This is a genomic window from Alcanivorax sp. 1008 (assembly GCF_020667895.1).
Lineage (GTDB): Bacteria > Pseudomonadota > Gammaproteobacteria > Pseudomonadales > Alcanivoracaceae > PGZG01.
This window is the reverse complement of sequence record NZ_JAFMPS010000011.1, coordinates 28,617-54,773: the sequence shown is the minus strand read 5'-3', so window position 1 is coordinate 54,773 and position 26,157 is coordinate 28,617. Positions and strand designations below refer to the sequence as shown.

Sequence of the window (26,157 nt, the reverse complement as noted above, 5' to 3'; positions counted from 1 at the left end):
TCATGCTGGTGTTACTGGTTCCCGATGCAGCTCAGGTTGAGCGCTGGCTGCAACAAGCTGGCATTCATCACTATATCTGCGATCAGTGCCATGGCCTGCACCTGTCGGAGTTACAGGGTCGCGAAGGAGTGCTGGACAGCCGCCTGTTTGTCGAGGAAGACGGCTTGCTACTCACTACAGAAATCGAGATCCGTCCTGGTAGCCTGTTGATGCTGTTAAGTGAAATTTCACGCCTGAATATGACTTGGCCCACTCTGAAGATCTTCATTGACGTCAATGATGATGCGTTGCCAAGACTGGTGGCCTGTGATCTGTTGCTTGGTCGAGCCGGGGTTACCTTCGAGCAGTTCATCCATTTTGTTCAGGCTAACGTTGATGCCACTGCCCAGCTGCTGGAAGAGTGCCAGCAACTGGGCTGTTTGTTCGGTCCGGAGGATGAAACGGTGCCCGAACGCGACGCCTTGCACTGAGAGCCCAGCCATGGCGCAGCTGATTGAGACCACTGGTGGTGTTGGCGATGGCCCGCGGCAGCGCATTGTCGAGGGCCTGCTGACCTGCGGTTTTGCGGCCGAGCCCGGTTACGTTTCGCCTGCGCTTGTTCGAGCTCTGCGCCGCGAGGTTCGCCAGCGCGATGCCCGCGGACAGTTCAGCGAAGCGGCCGTTGGTCGTCATAATCTGCAGCAGCAGAACGAGTTCATCCGCCGTGACCGGACCTTCTGGCTGGACGGCAGCACTCTGGCACAGCTGCGTTTGCTGGACGAGTTGGAGCAGCTTCGTATCGAGATCAACCGCAGTCTGTTTCTGGGGTTGTTTGATCTTGAAGCGCACTTTGCCCTTTACCCGCCAGGCGGCTTCTATCGACGCCACCTGGATGCCTTTCGCGGTGATAACCCCCGAGTGGTATCCGTTGTTGTCTATCTGAATCCACGCTGGCAACAGTCACATGGCGGCTGTTTGCGGGTCTGGCCTGATGTGGACGCGGTGACGCCGCTGCTCGATGTGGCACCACGTGCCGGTACGTTGGTCTGTTTTCTTTCCGAGCGCATTCCCCATGAGGTGCTGGCTGCCCATGCGGATCGTATCAGTATTGCCGGTTGGTTCCGGCGCAATGAAGGGCCGGGGCCGTGGTCCGCGCCTTCGCTCTGAGCCTCTTTATGCTGGCGGCGGTGCCTGTGGGGGCCGCTGGTCTGTGTGGTTTCCCCGGTCGTGACGGCGCTGTTCAGGCAAAGGGCGTGGTCAATCTTTGGCTTGAGTCTGCTTCCTCCAGTGACGTTGCACCCGGTAGTCGTTGGCTCCCGGTGGCGGCACGTCGCGGTCCGGGCGAGCTTGGTCCGGGAGACCTGGGACTGCTGGTACAAATGCAAGGTGCCCGGATTGCGGCCAGTAATGACGACGGTTATGGCGATGGTATTCGCGGTGACGCGCAGGGCAGAGGCTGGCTTGAGCTTGAGGCCGGCCATTTTGAGTTTGTGCGCATTGAGGAAGTTGAGGCTGACAGGGTGCGAGTTCGAGGTGCCGGGCCGAATAGTGGTGTGTTCCATGCCTATCGTAGTCGTGAACCGAATGGTGCCGCTGAATCCGGCCGCCAGCGCTGGCAGCTGGTCCGAGTGCCGCAGTACGAGAGCCTCTCTTTGACGGGTGATCTTGCTGTGTTGCCCTGGGACGGCGCCAGTGGCGGCATTCTGGCTGTGGATGTGCGTCGCAGTTTGCAGTTGAACGGTCATCGCCTGTCGGTGGCCGGTGCCGGGTTTCGCGGCGGTGCAGCTTTGCCGCTGGTGGGTGCATTGGGGGATGTGACGGATTATCGCTATCGAGCCCCTGCTGTTGCCGAGTTGGCTGCGGCTTTTGGTCAGCATGCCAGTAAGGGAGAGGGGCTGGCTGGCACTCCACGCTGGCTAGCCACGGACGGTGCAGACACAGTGGCGCTGGATTCTCGCCGACAAGCAGATGCCCGGACGGTCAGTGATGGCTATCCCAATGGCAGCATGGCCCGCGGAGCACCGGCCAACGCCGGTGGCGGTGCCAGCAGCTTGCGTCCAGACAATAGTGAGCCGGTCGGTGGCGGTGGTGGTGCTGGTGGTGCTCCGGGGAGAACTGGTCTGAATGCCGCTGGCCAGCCGTTTGGCGGTGAGGGTGGTGCAGGGTTAGGGGATCTGCTGCTGCTTAGTCCCGGCGGTGGCGGCGGTGCCGGCAGTCGTTCATTCGGCGCAGGGTTGGCAGGTAGTGGCGGTGCTGGCGGCGGCATTATCGTTATTCGTGCCGGGCGACTGGAGGGAGCGGGTGAGTTTGATCTACGCGGCCAAAGTGGCCGTGACAGTGACGAAGGTGCTGGCGGTGGAGGGGGTGGCGGCACCATGTTGCTTCAGGCCGCTTTTGCTGATCAGCAGCAACGCCACTGGCTACTGAGTGGCGGTAAAGGGGGGCAGGGCGCGGCGGCGGGCGGTGCGGGCGGAGGTGGCCGCCTGCTGTCTGGAGGCGGCGCCTTGCTGCCTGACATCGATGCTAGCCACTTCGATCAGGTGCGCAGCGAGGACCTGCCCGGTGTGGCTGCCGGCTATCTGTGTCGCCCTGCTGGAATGTTACTGGCCGGTCAGATTTTTGAAGATAACGGTGCTGGTACTGCTACGGCACATGACGGCCAGCGTCAGCGTGGCGAGGCAGGCGTCGCCGCTACTCAGGTGAGGGTGCGAGAGGGCAAGCAGGTGCATGCCCAGACGTTGACTAATGGCCTTGGGCTGTTTGCTTTGGAACTGCCGGAGTCACTTGCCGACCGGTCATTGATTCTGGAGGCGGATATGCCGTCGGGTTGGCACGCGGTAAGTGCCCGGGCGAATGACCTGCCGTTGTCGCCGTTTGTCTGGCAGGGCGATGGCCGTTGGCAGTTCACTGCACGGCGTGAGTATCTGCAGGATGGCATCATGCTGGCCTTGATCCGGGCGCCGCGCTGGCAAACCCCGGCGGCCCGCACGGTAACGCCGGGATCGACCCAGCTGTTCCTGTTCCGCTATCTGCCCCAGACTTCCGGCCGGGTCCGGTTTCGCTACCGTGCCGAGCAGGCAACTGGCACCAACTGGCAGCACCGTTTTTTGCTTGATCCACAATGTAATGAGCAATCGAAATTTGTTGATGAAGATGTCAGTCGCTGGTTGCCGGTAACAGCGGGTCAACCGATCTGTCTGCGGGTGCGTGTTGATGTGCCGGCGGATGCGCCGAAAAGCGGTCGGCTGGGATTGCTGCTGGAGGCAGAAACCGACTTGGGTGATACCCCTCTGAAGCTGAAGTTACCACCTCTGAAGGCTCGTATTGACCTTCAGCTAGCCCGTTAAAAATATTCCTTGAAAATTCGTTATGCCGTCTCCATTACTGACTTCGTGATCACGCTGACTGCCATTGCCCGTTGCGGGGATGGCCTACTTGCCGAAGTGTCTGGAGGTAATTATGAACAGTGGCTTTTCTCTGGCCCCGCTGTTTCGTCACAGCGTAGGTTTTGACAGGTTTGACGATCTGATTAATAACGCATTGCGGGCGGATCAGTCCGGGGGGTATCCGCCCTATGACATCATCCGTGATGCGGATGGCCAATACCGCATTGTTATGGCGGTGGCGGGGTTTCGTGAGTCGGAACTGAATATCACGGTGCAGGAAAACGAGTTACGGGTGAGTGGTCGAGTCGAGGTGCCAACGGATGATGAGGGTGACCGCACCTGGCTGCACCGTGGTATTGCCCGCCGTGCTTTCGAGCGGACGTTCCGTCTGGCGGACCATGTTCGGGTTACCGGCGCCGGTCTTAAGGATGGTCTGCTGACAGTGCAACTGGAGCAGGTGGTGCCAGAAGAGGCCAAGCCGCGCATGGTGCCGATCCAGTCGGAGTGACCCCCGAGTGACAAACGTATAGCTGCGCTGATAGTGATTCCCCTTCTTGGCCGCCCTCAGTTGGGCGGCCTTTTTTATGGTACAGGGTCGGGGCTTACCCGTCGTACTGGTTTTCCGGTGACGGCAATGTCACATTTTGCAGAGCGGAGTTGTCATTGCAGATTGTCGACAATCTGGTTACAGTCCGCGCCATCCGGGTCCACAAGGCCCTGAATGACGACCAACGAGACACCTCAAACAGGGGAAACTCCATGGATACGCTGATGCAGCAAGGCCTAGAACTCATGCTAGTTGGCATGGGCGTGGTATTTTCCTTCCTGATCGTGTTGGTGGGTTGCACCAACCTGATGTCCTGGTTTGTAAACCGTTATTTCCCGGAAGCCGTGCCGGCTCCTGCGGCAGCACCCGCTGTCACGGCCAGTACTGCTGCGCCGGTAGAAGCTACCACCCTGCGCATCATTGAGGATGCGATTCGCCAGCACCGCGCCCGTACCGGACGCGGTTGATTCCACTGACCACTACCTGAAAAGGCTCTGGCCATGAACAAGAAACCTCTCGGTATCACCGACGTTGTGCTGCGCGATGCGCATCAGTCCCTCTTTGCTACCCGGCTGCGGCTAGATGACATGCTGCCGATTGCGGCAAAACTTGATCAGGTCGGTTTCTGGTCGGTGGAGTCCTGGGGTGGCGCTACCTTTGATGCTTGTATTCGTTATCTGGGTGAGGATCCATGGGATCGCATTCGGGAGCTGAAAAAAGCCATGCCGAATACCCGGCAGCAGATGCTGCTGCGCGGTCAGAACCTGCTTGGCTACCGGCACTATGCCGATGATGTGGTTGATCGCTTTGTCGAGCGGGCGGCGAAAAATGGTGTTGACGTGTTCCGTGTATTCGACGCCATGAATGATCCACGGAATCTGGAGCGGGCCATCGCCGCAGTGATTCGTGAAGACAAACATGCTCAGGGCACTTTGTCCTATACCAACAGCCCCGTGCATACCCTCGAAGCCTGGATTGATCTGGCAAAGAAAATTGAAGATATGGGCGCCCATTCGATTGCCATCAAGGATATGGCTGGCCTGCTGCGCCCATATGAGGCGTTCGAGCTGGTTAGTCGTTTGAAGCAGACGCTGGCAATTCCAGTGCAGCTGCATTGCCATGCCACCACGGGCCTGTCCACCGCCACCATCGTCAAGGCGGTGGAGGCGGGCATTGATACTGTCGACACGGCAATATCATCCATGTCGATGACCTATGGTCATAGCCCTACCGAAGCGGTGGTGTCGATCTTTGAAGGTACTGATCGCGACACCGGCCTGAACATTCATCTGCTTGAAGAAGTTGCCGCCTACTTCCGGGAAGTACGGAAAAAGTATGCGAAATTTGAAGGCAGTCTGCGCGGTGTAGATTCACGCATTCTGGTAGCCCAGGTGCCGGGTGGCATGCTCACCAATATGGAAGGCCAGCTGAAAGAACAGAATGCCGAAGACAAGTTCGACGCAGTGCTGGCGGAAATTCCGAAAGTCCGCGAAGACCTTGGCTTTATTCCTCTGGTTACGCCAACTTCGCAGATCGTCGGCACTCAGGCAGTGCTGAATGTGCTTTCCGGCGAGCGTTACAAGGCCATGTCGAAAGAAACTCGCGGTATCTTGCGTGGTGAATATGGCTCGGCGCCGGCACCCTTTAATGCTGAGCTGCAGGCCCGTGCTCTGGATGGTGATGAGCCAATAACCTGTCGTCCGGCGGATCTGATCAGCAATGAAATGGATAAGCTGAGCACTGAGCTGGATGGCTTGGCGAAAGAGAAAGGTATCAAGTTGGCCCATGGTGAACAGCATATTGATGATGTGCTTACCTACGCGCTGTTCCCGCAGATCGGCTTGAAATTTTTGCAAAACCGGGGCAATCCGAAAGCCTTTGAGCCGGTGCCCACTGGCCATGATGTGCCGACTACGGACAGCGGTGAAGAGATCTATACGGTTACCGTAGATGGCCAGAACTACAGTGTCACTGTCGCCGCGGGTGGCGACGTTACCGGCATCGCTCCGGTGGGCGGCGGCACTGCCGTGGCCTCTGCACCAGCGGGGGCCGGGGAGCCGCTAAATGCACCGCTAGCCGGCAATATTTTCCGTGTGCTGGTGAAGCCAGGGCAACAGGTGGCCGCTGGCGAAAAGATCATCGTGCTGGAAGCCATGAAGATGGAAACTGATATTTGTGCGCCTCGAGCCGGAACCGTGATTGCGGTCCAGGCCAAGGAAGGCGACGCGGTCACCGTTGGTGACCTGCTGTTGACCATCGGCTGAGGACAGATCAATGGATAAGCTGGAAAAACTCTGGTTCAGCACTGGTTTGTATCACATAGAGCCAGGTCAGGCGGTCATGATTGCGGTCTGTCTGTGTTTGTTGTTTCTTGCCATTCGCAAGGGCTTTGAGCCGTTACTGCTGTTGCCAATTGGCGTGGGTGGTTTGCTCGCCAATATTCCTATGGCGGGGATGGCGGAGTCGGCGGTGAGTCAGGCTCTGCACCTTGGTTCGCCGGAACTGATTGCCAGCATTGCCGGTGCGCTCGGTATTGACCCTGCAGAAGGTGTTAAGGCCATGTACAGCGCCTACTATCAGGCGGAGCCGGCACTGCGAATGCTGGTTCACGAAATGGCCAGAGACGCCAATTACGGCGATGGCATTCTTTACCTGATTTATACGGTGGGTTTGACCACCGGTATTTTCCCATTGCTCATTTTTATGGGCGTAGGCGCAATGACAGACTTTGGCCCGCTGCTGGCCAATCCACGCACCCTGTTGCTCGGCGCTGCTGCCCAGTTCGGTATTTTTGCTGCCCTGATTGGCGCCCTGGCGCTTAATTTTATTGGCCTTGATTTCAGCGTTGCTGATGCAGCCTCCATCGGCATTATCGGCGGTGCTGATGGCCCCACCTCTATCTATGTGACCACCAAGCTAGCACCGGATTTACTTGGCGCAGTAGCCGTGGCCGCCTATTCCTATATGGCTTTGGTGCCGGTGATTCAGCCGCCAATCATTCGTTTGCTGACATCTCAAGCAGATCGTGAGATTCGTATGGAGCAGCTGCGCCCGGTGTCAAAGCGGGAAAAAATCATGTTTCCCATTGTGCTGCTGGTGCTGGTGGCGCTGATTCTCCCGGATGCGGCGCCGCTGCTTGGCATGTTCTGCTTTGGTAACTTGATGAAGGAGTCTGGCGTTGTCGCTCGGCTGACTGATACAACTACCAACGCGCTGATCAACATTGTCACCATTATGCTGGGCTTGGCGGTGGGCTCGAAGCTGAGTGCGGAGCAGTTTCTGGTAACGGAAACCATGGGTATTCTGGTGCTTGGTCTGGCGGCATTTGCCATCGGTACAGGTTCTGGCGTGATTATGGCGAAGATTATGAATCGCTTCAGTAGCATGCCGATCAACCCCATTATCGGTGCCGCCGGTGTGTCGGCGGTGCCTATGGCGGCGCGGGTTGCTAACAAGGTTGGTCTGGAGGCAAATCCACAGAACTTCCTGTTGATGCATGCCATGGGGCCAAATGTGGCGGGTGTGATTGGCTCCGCGGTGGCGGCGGGTGTGCTGCTAAACTTTGTGGGCGGCTAAGGGCCGCCCTTCTGCTGGTAAAGCCGCTCCTACATGTGGCGGCCGTGCTTTTTTCGCACCAAATTGGTGCCATAAAATCCTCTATCCCTAAAAAACTCCGGTCATAACGCCTGATTGCGCCTGCCCTGTTCTGGCGCGACCCTTGCAGAGTCAGGATGACAACTGCCGCAGGGTGATCAGATGTTCCCCGCAAAACTGCCCGGAAACGGGATATTCGACGAAATGCTGCTGGCCGATGGTCAGGTGCGAGAGCACTACGGCAGCTATTGGAGCTGGCTCAACAAGCGTCCGCTGGAAGAAATGGAGCGCAAGCGCCGCGAAGCGGAACTGCTGTTTCACCGGGTGGGTATTACCTTTGCCGTGTACGGTGAATCCAGTGGTACCGAGCGGCTAATCCCTTTTGATAGTCTGCCCAGAGTGATTCCGGCACAGGAGTGGGGCTGGCTCGAGAATGGTATTCGCCAGCGTGTGCAAGCACTGAATATGTTCCTGCACGATATTTACCACGACCAGAATATTCTCAAAGCAGGGCGCATTCCCCCTGAGCAGATTTTTGGCAATGCCCACTATCAGCCCTGCATGCAGGACGTGGATTTACCCAATGATGTTTATGCGCAAATCAGTGGCGTGGATCTGATTCGCGACGACAAGGGCGACTGGTATGTCCTTGAGGATAATCTTCGCACTCCGTCCGGGGTCAGCTACATGATTGAAAACCGGCGCATGATGATGCGTCTGTTCCCTGAGTTGTTCTCTGGTAACTCGGTGGCCCCGGTAGATCACTATCCGTCACTGCTGCTGGAGACCTTGCAACAGGGGAGCAATGTCAGTCACCCGAATGTTGTGCTTCTAACACCGGGTCGTTACAACAGCGCCTACTTTGAGCATGCATTTCTAGCACAGCAAATGGGTATAGAGCTGGTGGAGGGGCCGGACCTTTTTGTTAAAGACAGTCATGTGTATATGCGCACCACTGCCGGGCCGCAACAAGTGGATGTGATCTATCGGCGCATTGACGATGACTATCTTGATCCGTTGGCGTTTCGTCAAGATTCCATGCTTGGTGTGCCTGGGCTGCTATCGGTATATCGGGAGGGCAATGTCTCGATCGCTAATGCGATTGGCACAGGGGTAGCGGATGACAAGTCAGTCTACCCCTATGTGCCGGAGATGATTCGTTTCTATCTTGACGAAGAGCCAATGCTGAAAAATGTTCCAACATGGCAGTGCCGAGATGCCAGCAATCTGTCTTATGTGCTTGATCATTTGGCCGAGTTGGTGGTCAAGGAAGTTCATGGCGCCGGTGGTTATGGCATGTTAGTTGGTCCATTAAGTACTAAGGAGCAGATTGCCCAGTTTCGTGACCGGTTGATCGCCCGCCCGGATAATTACATCGCGCAACCGACCCTGTCGTTATCTACTTGCCCGATTTTCGCCGAGAGCGGCATAGCGCCGCGGCATATTGACCTTCGTCCATTTGTACTCAGTGGTCGTGAAATTCGTATGGCCCCCGGTGGCTTGACGCGGGTGGCCATGCAGGAAGGTTCGCTGGTGGTGAATTCGTCCCAGGGAGGAGGCACCAAAGACACCTGGGTACTGGAGGAGCCGTCATGCTGAGTAGGACTGCTGCCGAGTTGTACTGGTTGTCGCGATATCTGGAGCGGGCCGAGAACACGGCGCGGATGCTGGATGTGGCGTGGAATATGTCATTGATTCCATTTTCAGTCACGGCCCGTGACGAGCTCAGCACTCCGCTGGCAATCAGTGGTGCCAAAGAGCTTTATATGGAACGTTATGGCACCTTGCAGGTACATAATGTATTGCACTTCCTGACTCTTGACCGGGATAACCCGGGCAGCATTTTCAATAGCCTGCGTATGGCTCGGGAAAATGCCCATGCGGTGCGAGGCAAGATAACCTCGGAGATGTGGGAGAGCATCAACACTACCTGGATCGAACTTCAGGAGATGAGCCGGGCTGGCCTGCTAAGTATCGGTGTGTCTGCATTTTTTGATTGGGTTAAACAGCGCTCCCATCTTTTCCGTGGGGCGGCCTACGGGACCATTATGCGCAATGATGCGTTCCGCTTTTTGCGTATTGGCACCTTTATTGAGCGAGCGGATAACACTGCCAGAATTCTCGGTGGTCGGGAGCAGGTAGATGGCTCGCCGGGCAATACAGCTGTGGAGTTTTATCGCTGGAACGCCCTGTTGCGCTCGGTGGGTGCTTTCGAGGCCTATCGCGAGATCTATAGTGATGCGCTGCAGTTCGAGAATATTGTTGAATTGCTGATTCTTCGTGGGGAAGTACCTCGCTCGCTACGTTCCTGCGTTGAAATGCTGTGCGAGCTGCTTCCAGCCATTGAGGGTAATGCTGGCCTGAATGCCAAACGTCAGGTGACGGTGCTTTTTGCGCGTCTGCAGTATGGTGATATGCGCCACATTATGGATGTTGGCGTGAATGACTATCTGGACGATTTTTTGCGCCGCATTAATGATCTGGCGAATACCTTGGGTCAGGAATATCTGGAGGTTGTATGAAACTGTCAATTGAGCATCGCACGGAGTACTGCTACGAGACCCCGGTGTCTCATAGCACCCAGTATCTGCGTCTGACGCCGAAATCGTCAGCACGCCAGAGAATTTTGTCATGGGACCTGGATATGCCTGATGTGGCAACCCGTGGCACCGACGGCTTTGGCAATATCCTCCACGTGCTGACCATGGACCGGCCTCATGATGCTATTACTATTGCTGCCAAGGGCGAGGTAGAGATCGTTGATGAGCACCTTGAGGATGATGACCAGCGTCTGTCGCCTTTGGTCTTCCAGCGCTTTACCCCTATTACCCGTGCTGACCAGATGATCCGTAGTTTTGCCCAGGGCTTTGCTGGTTCCCAGCCGCTGCAGAGACTGGCAGAGCTTAGCGCTGCGCTGCTGGAGCTGATGCCCTATGTGCCAGGGTCAACGGTGGTAAGCAGCACGGCCACGGAGGCGTTCTCTACCGGGCGCGGGGTCTGTCAGGATCATACTCATGTGTTTCTGAGTTGCTGCCGTGTGCTCGGCATTCCAGCCCGCTATGTCAGCGGCTATTTGTATACCAATGACAGCAATCATGTTGCCAGCCATGCTTGGGCTGAGGTCTGGCTAAATGACCGTTGGCACACCTTTGATGTGACCAATCAGGCCATCGAGCCGACCCACCATCTTAAGCTTGCGGTGGGACTGGATTATCTGGATGCTTGCCCGGTACGGGGTGTGCGCTACGGCGGTGGAGTGGAAAGCATGCATGCTTTCGCACTGGTGGAGCGTAGTGATCTGCAGGTTAGTCAGTAACCTCTGCAGAAACCAATGGCAGGATGTTCAGGGGATAGAGAATGACCTATTGCGTAGCCATGCGGCTATCGTCGGGTATGGTATTTTTGGCGGACTCCCGGACTAATGCCGGTGTTGATCATATTGCAACATTTCGCAAGTTACATAGCTTCTGTCTGCCGGGGGAGCGACAGATCGTTCTGCTTAGCTCGGGTAATCTGGCCACCACCCAAAGTGTATTGAGTTTGCTTCGTACACGCTTGGGGCACGACACGCCCAACCTGTTCAATCAGGGCTCATTTTTTGAGGTGGCCGAGCTGATTGGTGCCACAGTACGGGAAGTAATCAATCGTGATAGCGGCAAGCAGCAGTCCGCAGTGGATTTTGGCTGTAACTTTATTGTTGGTGGGCAGATCAAGGGGCAGGATATGGACCTTTACCATATCTACCCGGAGGGTAATTTTATTCAGGCCACCATGGATACACCTTATTTCCAGATTGGTGAGATCAAGTATGGCAAGCCTATTATTGACCGAGTGATCAATTTTAGTACACCGATTGACCATGCGGTGAAGTGCGCTTTAATCAGTATGGATTCGACAATTCGCTCTAATCTCTCAGTGGGTATGCCGCTGGATCTATTGATCTACAGGCGAGACTCGTTCTCGCCCAATGAATACTTTGATATCAACGACAATCACCCCGGTTTTCAGCAGCTGCGCGAAGCCTGGTCCATGGGCCTGAGACAGACATTTAGCAATCTGGTTGATATTGAGTTGTAGGGGAGTGAGCGCCCCATTGGGGCGCTGCAGGTGGCGCAAGAAGTGCAGAGGTGACGAACTGACAGCTCAGCCGTAAATGCAAAGGTACGCAGTGTCTTCGGCGATCTTGACCTGAAACTTCACGTCGGCAGCAACGACAAACTCGCTGCCCGCAGCAAACGATTCCCAGTTATCACTGCCCGGCAGCTTCACCGTCAGGGCGCCGCTGATTACTCGCATGGTTTCCCGGATATTGGTACCGAACTCATATTCACCCGGCGCCATCACGCCGACTGTAGCCGGCAGCGTGGCAGTCTGGAAGGCGATCGATTTTACCTTGCCGTCGAAGTACTCGTTTACCTTGAACATGATGGGCTCCCAGGGCTGCCAAAAAGGTGGCGAAGTATGGCATAAACCGATCAGGATCGGGACTGTAAGCGCTTCAATAACGCCGAAGTATCCCAGCGCCCGCCACCCATGTTCTGCACATCCCGGTAGTACTCGTTAATCAGAGTGGTTACTGTCAGGTCGGAGCCATTCTCGGCAGCCTCGGACAGAGCTATATCCAGATCCTTGCGCATCCAGTCGACGGCAAAACCATGCTCGTATTCCTCAGCAATCATTGTTTTGTGACGATTCACCATCTGCCAGCTACTGGCAGCGCCCTGGGAAATGGCGTCGATGACCTTCTGCACATCCAGCCCCGCCCGGGCGGCGAAGTTCATGCCTTCTGCAAGGCCTTGCACCACACCGGCCACACAAATCTGGTTGACCATCTTGGTGAGCTGGCCGGCACCCACCGGACCGAGATGAGTGATTGCTTTAGCATAAGCTTTCATGACGACAGCAGACCGTTCGAACGCTCCCGAGTCGCCGCCACACATTATCGTCAGGGCGCCGTTCTGGGCGCCTTGCTGGCCGCCGGATACCGGTGCGTCAATGAATGCCACGCCGTGCTCTGCTGCGGCTACGGCCAGTTCGCGGGCTACGGATGCAGAGGCAGTGGTGTGGTCGATCAGCACTGAGCCCGCGGCCATGCCTGCCAGCACACCCTGATCCCCCAGTACCACGGCGCGCAGGTCATCATCGTTGCCCACACAGGTCATCACATAATCTGCATCGCTGGCCGCCCGTGCCGGCGTCGCCATCTGGCGACCTCCATGTGCTGCCACCCAGGCCACTGCCGTGGAAACCGTGCGGTTATAAACGGTCACCGCATGACCAGCGTCCTGAAGGTGTCCTGCCATCGGGTAACCCATTACGCCAAGCCCAACAAAGGCGACCTTACTCATCCGTACTGACTCCGGCGGGGGCGTCGATCACGGAAAACGCTGGCTGAGTGAGGCTGCCGAGGTAGAGCTTTCCGTTTGCTTGCTCAACGCTGGTAATTGGATAAAAGCTGTCTGCGCCTACATGTTGCAGGTTGTGTGTCACGGTGCCGTCAAGGGAAAGCCCTAGAACAAATGCATGGGGCGCCGGTTGTGGCTGCATCCACGTGGGTAGACGAAAAGCCATCTTGCGCAGAAATGGCCATTCGGACAGGGCATCCAGTATGGCGTTACGCGGCGCATATAACGCTACCCAATAAGTATCCTTGCCATTGCTTGACATGCCGTCGGGGATACCAGGAAGGTTGTCAAAAAAGACCTCATGCGTGCCGGCACGCTCCCCCTCAATCCAGTAACGAACAATATTGTAGCTACCGGTCTGAGTGAATAGCACCGACTGCTGATCCGGCGCCACAGCCACGCCATTGGCGAACTGCAAGCCATCCAGCAGCGTAGTGGTGATGCCAGTGGCGGGGTCAAATCGCAGCAGGCGACCATGACCGCCGTGCTCCAGAATATCGTCGCGGGCCTTTAGAGCTGGGCCAAACTTACTTGATGCATCACTAAAGTAGATTCTTCCGTCCTCGGCGACATCAACGTCATCGGTGAATAGAAAGGGAATTCCGTCTGATTCGCTGGATAGTGCCTCGACCTTCCCTGACATGGCGATCCGCAGCAGGCCCTTATAACCATCTGCAACGATAAGGTTCCCGTCTGTATCGAAATCCAGCCCCAGTGGTCTGCCTCCGGTGTTGGCGAGCAGATCCCCGTTTTTGCCGTTGTTGTCAAAGCGCATCACGCGGCCGTCCTCGTAGCCAACAAACAGATTGCCGGCGCTATCCACGGCAACGTCTTCTGGCCCATATCCCTCTCCCTCAGCAAGACGCGGTATCCCGGCAAGGCGGTCATTCACCCCATATTCGCCTGTCAATGCTGGTGCAGCAGGGGCCTGCCAGGCCACCGGATCAATCGGTACCGGCCAGAACAGCAGGTAAGCCAGCAGCGAGGCAAGTACTGCAATAGTGATGCGCATATATGTGTCTCCTTGTCAGTGGTGGCAGTGTAGAAGAGGGCCATGTACCTTGTCATGAGGAGCACCCAGTCGTGAAGAGTGACTTGTCATACGGCCTGCCGAAGCAATGGCATGCTCGCACAACTGAAGTCCGGAGAAGGAGGTTTTATGAAATTTCTGCCACGGCTTCCGCTATTGTTACTGGCGCTGATAAGCGCCGCTTGTGATCAGTCGCCGCAGTCATCTGAAGAAGCGGCCAAGCGCAGTATGCAGAACCCATATATCGAAACCGGAGATCTGCCTGAATTGCGAGAGCGCGCTGTGGTGCGCTTGCTTGCGCCAAAGTTTGATGAGGATCCTTCATTACCCCGTGATGGCTTGCCTTTGGCAAGTTACCGAGAGACTGCCGAAGCTTTTGTTCGCTCCCTTGGCCTAATGCCGCAGTGGATTGTGGTGGATGACTTTGATGCGTTGTCCCAGGCGGTGCTGGATGGTCGTGGTGACCTTATTGTTACCAACTTGACCCGCACCGACAGTCGTAACGATTTGCTGGCATTTAGTGTTCCATTGGCCATCGTCGATGAGGTGCTTATCCTGCCGAAAGGCTCAACTGCGCAGAACCTTGAGGACATTGAAGAGTTGTCGATTGCAGTGCCAGCGGGCACTGCCTGGCAGGAGACGGTACAACAGCTTGCCGCCCGCTATCCCCATATCAGTCTACAGACAGAGCCGGGCGCGAGCACCGATTGGGCAATGCTGGACGGCGTTGCCAGTGGCACCTATCAGGCCACCATCATGGATAGCGATATCGCCGCCGCGCTGGTTCCTATGGTTGCGGGAGTGCGGATCGGCCCAACCGTAACTCAGGGGCGGGAAATCGGCTGGGCTATGCGCCCGGACAATGAACAGTTGCAACGCTCTTTGAATGAATACCTCACCGCTCAGCGCGTGATTACTTCCCGTCGTGTGATTCAGCCACGGGATTTTCCAGCGATTGAAAAGGCCGGCGTGCTAAGGGTGATTACTTCCAACAACCCGGCCAGCTACTTTCTTTGGCGTGGCGAGCTAATGGGGTTTGATTACGACCTGATCCGCGAGTTCGCCCGTCAGCGTGGCCTACGCGTCAGCATCATTGTTCGCGACGGTCAGGAGTCCATGTATAAAGCGTTGTCGGAAGGCTATGGAGATGTGGTTGCCGCCGCGGTTACACGCACGGATGAGCGGGTGGCCCGTGGCTGGAAGTTCAGCCGTCGTTATTTGCTGGTTACCGAACAGTTCGTTGGCGCCAAAGGTAGCGCCCCCCTGAACGACGTTGCCGGGCTGGCGGGTAAGGTCGTTGCGGTTAACCCTGAGCATAGCTATTACCAGACCCTTCTCGAATTACAACAACAGGGCATTAACCTGAAGATAGCCGTTGTTGCCAATGCCACCTCCGAAATGTTGATGGATTCGGTCGCCGCAGAAGAGTATGACCTGACATTGGTCGATAGCCATCTGGTTGCCATGGAGACTACTTTTCGTGACGACCTTGCAGTGGTGCTTGATCTGGCAGAGGAAAAGGAAATCGGCTGGGTGGTAAGACAGGATCAGCCGAAACTACTGGCGGAGCTGAATCAGTTTATTGGCAAGCATTACCGGGGCGTTTTCTACAACGTCACCTGGAAAAAATACTTTGCCGAACCGAAGTTTATCAGCCAGTACCGAGCCCAGCGTGTGGAGCCCGGTGAGCCTATCTCTCCATGGGATGATTTGCTGCGCCAGTACAGTACAGAGCAAATCCGCGACTGGCGCTTGCTGGTGTCACAGATGTATCAGGAAAGCCGCTTTGACCCCAAGGCAAAATCCCATGCCGGAGCAATGGGCCTGATGCAGGTCATGCCGAGAACGGCTGCGCAGTTTGGTTACAGCGACTTGTATGACCCAAAAGATAATATCGCTGCCAGCATGGCATTTATTGAATGGCTGGGGGATCGCTTCCCGGCGTCGCTGCCGCTGGAAGAGAGAATTTATTTTAGCCTTGCTGCTTACAATGCCGGCCATGCACATGTGCATGATGCTCGCCGTCTGGCGCGAAAGATTGGTAAAGATCCGAATAAATGGTTCGGTAATGTGGAGCAGGCCATGCTGTTGCTATCACGGCCAGAGTATTACCGACAGGCGCGTTATGGCTATGTTCGTGGTAGCGAGCCGGTCAACTACGTTAGGGAAATTCGTGAGCGCTATATCGGCTACTTGAACGCCAAAGCAGGGGAGAGAGTAGATTAGCCAAAATCTCAGGCTTATTGTGGTTGTTGTTCAAGGGGGCTGATACTGACCAGGCCTTGTGGAGTGACGATATTGCTAGAGTGATCTATCTCAAAGATCAGTAAGCCAGAAAAAAGGCCAGACATGGGTCTGGCCAAATCGCTCAGGAAACGAAATTGATCAGCACGTCAGTTCATTCGAGTGCGGCGATTGAAGGTATAGGTGGCAGCTGGTGTGCTGTTAATGGGTAAGCCGAAATTGACTGCATCACTGTCGCCGCCGGGCACTGTGTAATACATTAGTTTCATTCTGTTTCCTTGTATTTCTGCCACAACAAATCCTAGAGTATCTGTTGCGTAGTAAATCGCCGGATTGTACTTGCTGGAAGCGCTTGTTTTCGTGTCTTTGGGATCGTTTCTCTTCGCTCCGGCACCAGAGACTACGAATAGTGTATTGCCGCATTCCGGTATTGCATGCAGCAGCTGTAGATCATGATCATGGCCCGTGAAGAATACATCGACCTTGCCGCAAATGTTGTCTTTTAACCATACCCTGTAGTACTCCCCTGCTTGACGATAGAGCAGTGGAGCGGAGCCATTAAATCCGTCGTAATTGCCTGCATTGCCATGTTTGCCATTGGATAAGTATGGATGATGTGCGTAGGCAAATTTCCACGTTGCGTTGCTGCTGGCCAGCCGGTTACGTGCCCAGGTTCCCTGTCTTGAAGCATACTCAGGGTCAATCAGAAGTAGCGGGTCAATAATGGCCATCATGGGCGTTGAGTCGAGTGCCAGAAAGCTTGCAGTAGGAGCGCCTGCATTGGCAGGATGAGAGTGCTCGTAGTAGCGATTCGGCATTTTCCACTGTGAGTTCAGGTTGCTATAAAGCACCTGTGTCTGGCCGGCTATTGCGAAGTTGCCAAAGCCATCGATAAGCAGGTCGCTATCGTGATTTCCCAAAGCCATGTAGAAGGGGAATCCCAGCTTTTCATAGGGTGTGACGAAGTGCGAGTTAAAAACACTGTCATAGGGGCTGATGACATTCTTCTCGTAAATATTGTCGCCAAGACCGATTGCGAAATGACAGGGGTTTGTTGCTGGATCGCAGATCTGTTGAATAGCATTGGCCACCCTGAGCTGGCCATTTTTCCCTGTACCCATGTCACCTACTGCGACAAATCGAAGTACTTCATTCGAAGCAGGAGCGTCATTTGCCACCACATACTTGAACTTTGCAGAGATGCTTACATTGCTTCCGAGAGATTTGTAGCAATATAGTCGGTCGGTTCTGTCACATCCTTCCCAGTGAGAGAAGCTATAATTCTTTGACGGTGTCGCAAGTAGTCTGATTTCACTAACATTGCCGAAGACATCTTTTTTATTCTCATAACTCTGAATCCGACAGACTTTTTTATCTGCTGGGAGGTTCGTTCCACAGTTGATGGCTGCAGGGTATGAGGTTACTACGCCGCCTGAGCTGGTGGTTACGTCTATATCGCATGCTGCCAGAAGTAAGACTCCTAGCCCTATGAGAGCCGCTTTTGCTACACCTTGCACGGCATTTGCTCTTATATTCGCCATGGTCGTATTTTCCTTATGTTTTCGAAATGATTCGTTGTACTGTCGGCTTCAGCACCGGGCCAGTCAGGCTCATGTTTGCGGGCCAAAATTACTTAATTAGTAATCTCTAAGTCTGACACCTTTTGACATTTGCCTTCCTTTCGGGCCTTTTTTAGATAAACAGCATTCCTTGTTTCCCTTTCTAATCAGAAGAACGGGGTAGTGCCTATCTTTGAGTAAGAGTAAGAGGCGGTCAGCTGGGTGCTGCTAATGGGTAGGCGGAAGCCGACTTTGTCTGTGTCGCATAAAACGCCTGGCGCACAAAAAAGGCCACCCTAAGGTGGCCTCTCGTTTTCATACTTCTGTTTTAGCGGGCAATTACTTGCGTTCATTCACCGGGGTGAACTTGCGCTCGTCATAGCCAGTGTACAGTTGGCGCGGACGGCCAATCTTGTACGGATTGGAGATCATCTCGTTCCAGTGAGCGATCCAGCCCACGGTACGGGACAGGGCAAAGATGACGGTGAACATGGAAGTGGGTATGCCCATCGCTTTCAGGATGATGCCGGAGTAGAAGTCGACGTTCGGGAACAGCTTCTTCTCCTTGAAGTACGGATCAGAAAGGGCGATTTCTTCCAGCTTCATCGCCAACTCCAGCTGCGGATCATGGATGCCGAGCTCATTCAGTACTTCGTGGCATGACTCACGCATTACGGAAGCGCGTGGATCATAGTTCTTGTATACCCGGTGACCGAAGCCCATCAGCTTGAATGGGTCGTTCTTGTCCTTGGCTTTAGCGATGTAGGCGTCGATGTTGGACACGTCGCCGATTTGGTCAAGCATGTTCAGCACGGCTTCGTTGGCACCGCCATGTGCGGGGCCCCACAATGCGGAAATGCCAGCAGCGATACAAGCGAACGGGTTGGCACCGGAGGAGCCTGCCAAACGCACAGTCGAGGTGGAGGCATTCTGTTCGTGATCCGCATGCAGAATGAAGATGCGGTCCATGGCCTTGGCCAGTACCGGGCTGATCTTCGACTCTTCGCACGGGGTGCCGAACATCATGTGCAGGAAGTTTTCCGAGTAGCTCAGGTCATTGCGTGGATACATAAATGGCTGGCCAGCGGAATACTTGTAGCACATCGCAGCAATGGTCGGCATTTTCGCGATCAGCCGATAGGCAGTGACTTCCCGGTGCATTGGGTTCTTGATATCGGTGGAGTCGTGATAAAACGCTGACAGGGCACCAACCACGCCACACATGACCGCCATTGGGTGTGCGTCACGGCGGAAGCCGCGGTAGAAGAACTGCAGCTGCTCGTGAACCATGGTGTGGTTTTTCACGGTGCTGACGAAGGATTCCTTCTGCTCAGCAGTGGGCAGCTCTCCGAATAACAACAGGTAGCAGACTTCCAGATAATCGGATTTGTTGGCGAGCTCTTCGATGGAGTAGCCACGGTGTAGCAGCTGTCCTTTCTCACCATCAATATAGGTGATCTTCGACTCGCAGGAGGCGGTGGAGGTAAAGCCTGGGTCAAAGGTGAACAGGCCCTTGCCGGTCAAGCTGGCCACATCAATCACGTCCTGACCCATGGTCGGCGTGTAGATTGGCAGGCTGATATCGTCGTGGCCCTCTACCTTGAGGATGGCGTTCTTCTCGGTCATGGATGTTCTCCTTCGCAGGCGGAGTGGCGGCCGGACGTAAATGGCAGGGATCTGTTTGGCTCGCCGAGGCTGGGCGAAATTAAAGTTTTGACACATCTTTGTCAACGAAACGGGTATTTTTCACACTTTCATAAATGTGCAAGGTAAACAGCATGTTACGTCGGAAAATCTGTGACCTGAGGGTCGCGTGAAATTGGCCCTTTGAAAACAGTATGTTGGCGGTTTTTTTCCGCTCAGGTTGTTTGTTTTCGATGGACACAGGGCTATACTTGCGCCCCGCTACGCACCGGGGCATACCCGATGAGTGGTAACGGATTCCGTCCAGTGCTGTTTTTTCGCACGTTCCCGACAACCGCTCCTTCCACAGGAGCCTGGCATAGTGATGGCTAACGTGAACGACAAGCGTCCCGTAAATCTCGATCTGACTACGATCAAGTTCCCGGTTCCCGCCCTGGCCTCCATCACCCACCGTGTTGCCGGTGTCGCCCTGTTTGTGGCGATTCCGATTTTGCTGTGGCTGTTGGATCGCTCTTTGGCATCTCCGGAAAGCTTTGCGCAAACCAAAGAACTGCTGACAGCGCCCCTCGCCAAATTGGTGGTCTGGGCGATTCTGGCAGCTGTGCTGTATCACCTGGTGGCTGGTATCAAGCACCTGATTATGGATTGGGGCATCGGTGAAACTCTGGAAGGCGGCCGCCGCGGCGCCATTCTTAGTTTCGCTATTGCTGCGGTACTGATCATTCTCGCGGGGGTCTGGGTATGGTAACCAGCGTTACAAGTCTGGGCCGTAATGGCCTGTCAGACTGGTTGGTACAGCGTGTTAGTGCTGTCCTTCTGGCTATTTATACATTGGTCGTGCTGGGCTGGCTGATTGCTCAGGGCGAGGTTACCTATGAGGCCTGGTCAGGCTTTATGGGGTGTCTGGTGATGCAGATTGCCAATACTTTTATGATCGTCGCTGTTGGCGCCCATGCATGGGTCGGCCTGTGGACCGTGACTACCGACTATCTGACCAATCGTCAGATTGGTGCTGCGGGTACCGTGGTCCGGTTGATTGCTCAGCTCGTTATCGCGTTGTTGACCCTCGTTTACGTACTCTGGGGTCTGGTGATTATTTGGGGAGGCGCCTGATCCATGAGCATTCGCACGGTAACCTTTGATGCCATCGTAGTTGGTGGCGGCGGTGCAGGCATGCGTGCCTCGCTGCAAATGGCCCAGTCCGGCTTTAAAACCGCACTGATCTCGAAAGTCTTTCCAACCCGTTCGCATACGGTGTCTGCTCAGGGTGGTATCACCTGCGCCATCGCTTCGGCTGATCCGAATGACGACTGGCGCTGGCACATGTATGACACCGTCAAGGGTTCCGACTATATCGGTGACCAGGATGCCATCGAATATATGTGTTCGGTTGGTCCGCAGACCGTGTTCGAGCTTGAGCATATGGGCCTGCCGTTCTCCCGTACTGAAGAAGGTCGCATCTATCAGCGTCCCTTCGGTGGTCAGTCGAAGAACTTTGGTGAGGGTGGTCAGGCTGCCCGCACCTGTGCTGCAGCTGACCGTACTGGCCATGCCCTGCTGCATACTTTGTATCAGCAGAACCTGAAGAATGGCACCCAGTTCTACAGCGAGTGGTATGCCGCTGAGCTGGTCACCGATGCCCGTGGCCATGCTGCCGGGGTAATCGCTATCTGCATCGAAACCGGTGAGACCGTATTCTTCAAGGCAAAAGCGACTGTCTTTGCCACCGGTGGTGCCGGCCGTATTTACTCTTCTACCACTAATGCCCTGATCAACACTGGTGATGGTATCGGCATGGCGCTGCGCGCTGGCGTGCCGGTGCAGGACATCGAGATGTGGCAGTTCCACCCCACCGGTATTGCCGGCGCGGGTACGCTGGTGACCGAGGGCTGCCGCGGGGAAGGTGGCTACCTGATTAATAAGGATGGCGAGCGCTTTATGGAGCGTTACGCCCCCAATGCCAAGGATCTCGCCGGCCGTGACGTGGTGGCCCGTTCGATGATGATGGAAATCCTCGATGGCCGTGGTTGCGGTCCGAACGGTGACTATGTCTACCTGAAGCTGGATCACCTTGGTGAGGAAGTGCTGCATAGCCGCCTGCCGGGCATCTGTGAACTATCCAAGACCTTTGCTCATGCTGATCCGGTGAAAGAGCCGATTCCGGTGGTGCCCACCTGCCATTACATGATGGGTGGTATTCCGACCAATATTCATGGTCAGGCGCTGCGTCTGGATGGCGGCCACCAGGGTCAGGCAGAGCAAATTCCAGGGTTGTTTGCGGTGGGCGAAGTGGCTTGCGTATCTGTGCATGGTGCCAATCGTCTGGGTGGTAACTCGTTGCTTGATCTGGTGGTATTTGGTCGCGCAGCGGGTCTTTATATCGAAGATGCATTGCGTCAGGGCATGGATCAGGCCGAGCCAAATAGTGATGACATGGATCGTGCCATGGCTCGCCTGCGTCGCTGGGACGACTCCAAGGGCGGCGAGTCAGTGGCCAGCCTGCGTAAAGAGCTGCAGAGCACTATGCAGAACGCCTTCGGGGTATTCCGCAAGGGTGACCTGATGATTGATGGCGTCAAGAAAGTGGCTGATCTGCGTAGCCGTATTGGCGAAGCGCATCTGGGCGACAAGAGCCAGGCCTTCAATACTGCGCGCATCGAGGCGCTGGAGTTGGATAACCTGCTCGAAGTGGCAGAAGCCACCGCCATCGCCGCTGAAGGTCGTACCGAAAGCCGTGGTGCCCACAGCCGTTACGACTATCCGGATCGTGATGACGAGAACTGGCTGTGCCACTCAATTTTCGACCCTAAAACCAAGCAGCTTGGTAAGCGCGACGTTAACTTCAAGCCGAAGACCGTCGATACCTTCCAGCCGAAAGTTCGCACCTACTGACGGAGAGCCTGTATGAAAGTCAGTATTTACCGTTACAACCCGGAGACCGACCGCGAGCCGTACATGAAAGAGTACGAGGTCGACACCGGTGGCAAGGACCTGATGGTGCTGGATGTTCTGAACCTGGTGAAGGAGCAGGACGATAGCATGGGTTACCGGCGCTCCTGCCGTGAGGGTGTGTGTGGCTCGGATGGCATGAACATCAACGGCAAGAATGGCCTGGCCTGCATTACACCGCTGTCGGCCACCGCGCCGGGCGTGTTGGAGGGTAAGAAGGCGCTGATTCTGCGTCCTCTGCCGGGCCTGCCTGTGATTCGTGATCTGGTTGTCGACATGACCATGTTCTACAACCAGTACGAAAAGGTGCAGCCGTACCTGCAGAACAACACCCCGGTACCGGCTATAGAGCGCCTGCAGTCGCCGGAAGATCGCGAGAAGATCGACGGTCTGTACGAGTGTATTCTTTGCGCTTGCTGCTCAACCAGCTGTCCGTCGTTCTGGTGGAACCCGGACAAGTTCCTGGGGCCGGCTGCATTGCTGCAGAGCTACAGGTTCCTTGCGGACAGCCGTGATCAGGCCACTGATGAGCGTCTGGGTAAGCTGGATGACCCGTTCTCGCTGTTCCGTTGCCGCGGCATCATGAACTGCGTCAGTGTCTGTCCGAAGGGGTTGAATCCAACCCGGGCCATTGGCCATATTCGGGAGATGCTGCTCGAGCGGGCGGTATAAGTAAAAGAGGCGGCCTGCGGGTCGCCTTTTTTTTACCCCTGATGGCAGGGTTGATCTGCAAAATGTTGTGTTGTGTCAGTCACTTTTTACGCATTGTGCCTAACAATGCTCAGCAAAAGGGGCTAGACTTTGGAGCAATCCGGGGTAACCCCTCGGAGACAACCGAATAAGGGAGAGTTGGTGCTCACAAAGTGCCGGCTCTTGAACTGAAGAGAAGTGGGAACGGGGCTATCTCCCTGCGGTCACCATATCGACCAGGCCAGCAGCTGGAGTGTGGCATCCTTCCTCATGAGGGAACGCGCTGCAATGCAAGACAGTTCCATGTATCGGCAATGGGGTTCCTCCCATATTGGTGGCGCAAACGCCGCTTGGGTCGATGACCTGTATGAAGATTGGCTAACTGATCCCAACTCCGTGCCTGAAGACTGGCGCTCCTATTTTGAAAAACTCCCTGCTGTTGATGGTGCCGTTGAGTCTGACGTGCCGCACTCTGCCGTGCGCGAGTATTTTCTGCTGCAGGCGAAAAACCGCTCGCGAGTGCAGAAAGTTGGTGCAGGCTCGGTAAGTAGTGAGCATGAGCGTCGTCAGGTACGTGTACTGCATTTGATCGCTGCCTACCGCAACCGCGGTCATCAGGTGGCGCGGCTTGATCCGCTGGGCCAGATGGAGCGTGAGGAGGTTCAGGATCTTGAGCTGTCCCATCACGGTCTATCCAGTGCGGATCTGGATACCGTGTTCCAGACCGGTAATTTGTTTATCGGCAAACCGGAAGCCACGCTGCGGGAAATCGTTGATTGCCTTAAAGGCACCTACTGTTCAACAGTGGGTGCGGAATATATGCATATCGTCAATACCGCAGAAAAACGCTGGTTGCAGCAGCGTATGGAAACCGTGCGCAGCCATCCGCAATACAGCGCCGATATCAAGAAACATCTGCTCGAGCGTCTTACTGCGGCCGAAGGCTTGGAAAAATATCTGGGTAACAAGTACCCGGGGACCAAGCGTTTTGGCCTTGAAGGTGGCGAGTCTATGATTCCGCTGGTTGATGAGTTGATCCAGCGAGCCGGTAGTTATGGCGTCAAGGAAGTGGTCATCGGCATGGCCCACCGTGGCCGTTTGAATGTGTTGGTCAACACACTCGGCAAGAGCCCTGCAGACCTGTTTGGTGAGTTTGAAGGAAAGAGCTTTATCGAGCAGGGCTCCGGTGACGTGAAATACCATCAGGGCTTCTCTTCTAATGTGCAAACGCCCGGTGGAGAAGTGCATCTGGCGATGGCATTTAACCCGTCACATTTGGAGATTGTGTCTCCCGTAGTGGAAGGCTCGGTACGCGCTCGTCAGGATCGTCGTGATGACGATGCGGGCGATCAGGTGGTGCCATTATTGATTCATGGTGACGCGGCATTTGCTGGTCAGGGTGTGGTCATGGAGACGTTCCAGATGTCCCAGACCCGCGGCTTCAAAACCGGTGGCACCGTGCATGTGATCGTCAATAATCAGGTCGGCTTTACCACTCACAAGCGCGAAGATGCTCGTTCAACGGAGTACTGCACAGATGTGGCTAAAATGGTGCAAGCGCCCATTTTCCATGTCAACGCGGATGATCCGGAGGCGGTGTATTTCGTTACTCAGGTGGCCGTCGACTATCGTCAACAGTTCAAGAAAGATGTGGTTATCGATCTGATCTGCTACCGGCGTCTTGGTCACAACGAGGCGGACGAGCCGTCTGCTACTCAGCCGCTGATGTACAAGAAAATCAAGTCCCATCCGACTACTCGCACTTTGTATGCAGAGCAGTTGATGCGCGAAGGGATTATCAACGAGGCTGAGAATGCCCGTTTTATTGAGGACTATCGTAACCTGCTCGACGAAGGTACTCATGTCGTCAAGAGTTTGGTGAGAGAGCCGAATAAGGCTTTGTTTGTTGATTGGTCTCCCTATCTGGGGCATACGCTCAGCGATGATTGGGATAGCTCCTTCAGCCTCAAGCGTTTGCAGGAGCTTGGCGGCCGTCTGGAAACAATTCCTGAAGGTGTGGTGTTGCAGCGTCAGGTCAAAAAGATTGTTGAAGACCGTCAGAAAATGACCGCCGGTGCCATGCCAATCAATTGGGGCTACGCTGAGACCATGGCATACGCTACCTTGCTTGATGAGGGCGTTCCAGTGCGTCTCACTGGCCAAGATGTTGGCCGAGGTACCTTCTCACATCGCCATGCAGTGCTGCACAGCCAGAAAAATGGTGAGGCCTATGTGCCACTGCAGCATATTGATCCAGCCCAGCCGCCGTTCGATATTTATGACTCGCTGCTTTCTGAAGAGGCCGTGCTGGCATTTGAGTATGGGTATGCGACAACAACGCCACAGGCATTAATCATTTGGGAAGCCCAGTTCGGTGATTTCGCCAATGGTGCTCAGGTGGTGATCGATCAGTTTATTTCTTCAGGTGAGTCCAAGTGGGCGCGCATCTGCGGTTTGACGCTGCTTCTGCCGCATGGCTACGAAGGGCAGGGGCCTGAACACTCCTCTGCCCGTCTTGAACGTTTTCTGCAGCTTTGTGCTGAGCAGAACATTCAGGTGTGTACCCCGACTACGCCGGCGCAGATTTATCACCTTATTCGCCGCCAGGCGTTGCGCCCAACGCGCAAGCCGCTGGTGGTGATGAGCCCGAAGAGTCTGCTTCGCCACAAGCGGGCAATTTCGACGCTGGAGGAGTTATCTGAAGGCCGCTTTGAAACCGTTCTTGCGGATACTGATGTAAATGCAGATGAGGTAACTCGTCTGGTGCTGTGTGGAGGCAAGGTCTACTACGACCTGCTTGAAAAGCGCGAGAACGATGGCATTACCAATACTGCGCTTGTCCGGATTGAGCAGCTCTATCCGTTTCCGGAGCAGCGTTTGCAGGAAGTTATCGCCCCTTACAAGAATCTAAAGCACGTTGCCTGGTGTCAGGAAGAGCCGCAGAACCAGGGCGCTTGGTACTGTAGTCAGCATCACATGCGTCATGTGATTCAACAGCACAATGCTCAGCTGTACCTGCAATATGCTGGCCGGGAAAGCGCGGCTGCCCCGGCGGCTGGATCCATGGCTTTGCATGTAGAGCAGCAGCAACGACTGATTAACGATGCATTTGGCATCGAATAACCGAATA

At 55.3% G+C, this 26,157-nt stretch carries 22 protein-coding genes; 17 read left to right on the top strand and 5 right to left on the bottom strand.

Annotated elements, in window-relative coordinates; genetic code table 11:
- Window positions 1–2: 2 nt before the first annotated feature.
- The 11 genes from J1C54_RS12355 to J1C54_RS12305 all read left to right on the top strand — a co-directional run bounded on the left by J1C54_RS12355 (window position 3) and on the right by J1C54_RS12305 (window position 11,583).
- Window positions 3–470: a YbjN domain-containing protein gene (locus J1C54_RS12355; RefSeq protein WP_229148288.1), complete on the top strand. Its 468-nt coding sequence runs from the start codon at window positions 3–5 to the stop codon at window positions 468–470.
- A 10-nt stretch (window positions 471–480) separates the two neighbouring features.
- Window positions 481–1,146 carry a 2OG-Fe(II) oxygenase gene (locus tag J1C54_RS12350; protein WP_229148286.1) on the top strand — a complete coding sequence of 222 codons (666 nt, stop codon included), beginning with the start codon at window positions 481–483 and terminating at the stop codon, window positions 1,144–1,146.
- Window positions 1,125–3,326, top strand: a complete 2,202-nt coding sequence (locus J1C54_RS12345; protein ID WP_229148283.1) for a hypothetical protein — start codon at window positions 1,125–1,127, stop codon at window positions 3,324–3,326. The genes J1C54_RS12350 and J1C54_RS12345 overlap by 22 nt, the downstream gene beginning before the upstream one ends.
- A 112-nt stretch (window positions 3,327–3,438) precedes the next feature.
- Complete coding sequence (locus J1C54_RS12340) at window positions 3,439–3,873, top strand: Hsp20 family protein (protein ID WP_229148280.1); 435 nt, start codon at window positions 3,439–3,441, stop codon at window positions 3,871–3,873.
- Window positions 3,874–4,028: 155 nt separating this feature from the next.
- Window positions 4,029–4,379, top strand: coding sequence for an OadG family protein (locus tag J1C54_RS12335; RefSeq protein WP_229148279.1), 351 nt, complete (start codon window positions 4,029–4,031; stop codon window positions 4,377–4,379).
- Between the two features lie 33 nt (window positions 4,380–4,412).
- Window positions 4,413–6,176: a sodium-extruding oxaloacetate decarboxylase subunit alpha gene (oadA, locus tag J1C54_RS12330; protein ID WP_229148278.1), complete on the top strand. Its 1,764-nt coding sequence runs from the start codon at window positions 4,413–4,415 to the stop codon at window positions 6,174–6,176.
- A gap of 10 nt (window positions 6,177–6,186) precedes the next feature.
- Window positions 6,187–7,488: a sodium ion-translocating decarboxylase subunit beta gene (locus J1C54_RS12325; RefSeq protein ID WP_229148277.1), complete on the top strand. Its 1,302-nt coding sequence runs from the start codon at window positions 6,187–6,189 to the stop codon at window positions 7,486–7,488.
- Window positions 7,489–7,668: 180 nt separating this feature from the next.
- Window positions 7,669–9,105, top strand: a complete 1,437-nt coding sequence (locus tag J1C54_RS12320; RefSeq protein WP_229148276.1) for a circularly permuted type 2 ATP-grasp protein — start codon at window positions 7,669–7,671, stop codon at window positions 9,103–9,105.
- Window positions 9,099–10,028, top strand: a complete 930-nt coding sequence (locus J1C54_RS12315) for an alpha-E domain-containing protein (protein WP_229148275.1) — start codon at window positions 9,099–9,101, stop codon at window positions 10,026–10,028. Before J1C54_RS12320 ends, J1C54_RS12315 begins: the two co-directional genes overlap by 7 nt.
- Window positions 10,025–10,822 carry a transglutaminase family protein gene (locus tag J1C54_RS12310; RefSeq protein ID WP_229148274.1) on the top strand — a complete coding sequence of 266 codons (798 nt, stop codon included), beginning with the start codon at window positions 10,025–10,027 and terminating at the stop codon, window positions 10,820–10,822. The genes J1C54_RS12315 and J1C54_RS12310 overlap by 4 nt, the downstream gene beginning before the upstream one ends.
- 41 nt (window positions 10,823–10,863) lie before the next feature.
- A complete protein-coding gene (locus tag J1C54_RS12305; RefSeq protein ID WP_229148273.1) occupies window positions 10,864–11,583 on the top strand; it encodes a proteasome-type protease in 720 nt (239 codons plus the stop codon).
- Between the two features lie 66 nt (window positions 11,584–11,649).
- Here J1C54_RS12305 and J1C54_RS12300 read toward each other — a convergent pair whose 3' ends face one another.
- The 3 genes from J1C54_RS12300 to J1C54_RS12290 are packed head-to-tail and all read right to left on the bottom strand — an operon-like array spanning window position 11,650 to window position 13,923.
- Window positions 11,650–11,931: a pyrimidine/purine nucleoside phosphorylase gene (locus J1C54_RS12300; RefSeq protein WP_229148272.1), complete on the bottom strand. Its 282-nt coding sequence runs from the start codon at window positions 11,929–11,931 to the stop codon at window positions 11,650–11,652.
- 50 nt (window positions 11,932–11,981) lie between these two features.
- Window positions 11,982–12,854, bottom strand: a complete 873-nt coding sequence (locus tag J1C54_RS12295; protein ID WP_229148271.1) for an NAD(P)-dependent oxidoreductase — start codon at window positions 12,852–12,854, stop codon at window positions 11,982–11,984.
- Window positions 12,847–13,923: an SMP-30/gluconolactonase/LRE family protein gene (locus J1C54_RS12290; protein ID WP_229148269.1), complete on the bottom strand. Its 1,077-nt coding sequence runs from the start codon at window positions 13,921–13,923 to the stop codon at window positions 12,847–12,849. Before J1C54_RS12290 ends, J1C54_RS12295 begins: the two co-directional genes overlap by 8 nt.
- A gap of 147 nt (window positions 13,924–14,070) precedes the next feature.
- On the opposite strand from J1C54_RS12290, the gene J1C54_RS12285 reads away from it, so the two are divergent.
- Complete coding sequence (locus tag J1C54_RS12285) at window positions 14,071–16,167, top strand: transporter substrate-binding domain-containing protein (RefSeq protein WP_229148264.1); 2,097 nt, start codon at window positions 14,071–14,073, stop codon at window positions 16,165–16,167.
- A 167-nt stretch (window positions 16,168–16,334) separates the two neighbouring features.
- On the opposite strand, the gene J1C54_RS12280 is transcribed toward J1C54_RS12285, so the two are convergent.
- Together J1C54_RS12280 and gltA are read right to left on the bottom strand one after the other, a co-directional pair.
- Window positions 16,335–17,726 carry a metallophosphoesterase gene (locus J1C54_RS12280; protein WP_229148261.1) on the bottom strand — a complete coding sequence of 464 codons (1,392 nt, stop codon included), beginning with the start codon at window positions 17,724–17,726 and terminating at the stop codon, window positions 16,335–16,337.
- 357 nt (window positions 17,727–18,083) lie between these two features.
- On the bottom strand, window positions 18,084–19,370 hold the full coding sequence (gltA, locus tag J1C54_RS12275; protein ID WP_229148260.1) for a citrate synthase: 1,287 nt from the start codon (window positions 19,368–19,370) through the stop codon (window positions 18,084–18,086).
- Between the two features lie 391 nt (window positions 19,371–19,761).
- On the opposite strand from gltA, the gene sdhC reads away from it, so the two are divergent.
- The 5 genes from sdhC to J1C54_RS12250 all read left to right on the top strand — a co-directional run bounded on the left by sdhC (window position 19,762) and on the right by J1C54_RS12250 (window position 26,150).
- Window positions 19,762–20,136, top strand: a complete 375-nt coding sequence (sdhC, locus tag J1C54_RS12270; protein WP_370635655.1) for a succinate dehydrogenase, cytochrome b556 subunit — start codon at window positions 19,762–19,764, stop codon at window positions 20,134–20,136.
- Window positions 20,130–20,501, top strand: coding sequence for a succinate dehydrogenase, hydrophobic membrane anchor protein (gene sdhD, locus J1C54_RS12265; protein WP_229148255.1), 372 nt, complete (start codon window positions 20,130–20,132; stop codon window positions 20,499–20,501). The genes sdhC and sdhD overlap by 7 nt, the downstream gene beginning before the upstream one ends.
- Before the next feature lie 3 nt (window positions 20,502–20,504).
- Entirely contained in the window at window positions 20,505–22,280 is a 1,776-nt protein-coding gene (sdhA, locus tag J1C54_RS12260) for a succinate dehydrogenase flavoprotein subunit (protein WP_229148252.1), read from the top strand.
- Between the two features lie 12 nt (window positions 22,281–22,292).
- Window positions 22,293–23,009 (top strand): succinate dehydrogenase iron-sulfur subunit, encoded by a 717-nt coding sequence (locus J1C54_RS12255; RefSeq protein WP_229148247.1) that lies wholly within the window; start codon window positions 22,293–22,295, stop codon window positions 23,007–23,009.
- A 306-nt stretch (window positions 23,010–23,315) separates the two neighbouring features.
- Window positions 23,316–26,150 (top strand): 2-oxoglutarate dehydrogenase E1 component, encoded by a 2,835-nt coding sequence (locus J1C54_RS12250; RefSeq protein ID WP_229148246.1) that lies wholly within the window; start codon window positions 23,316–23,318, stop codon window positions 26,148–26,150.
- The last annotated feature ends 7 nt before the right edge of the window (window positions 26,151–26,157 follow it).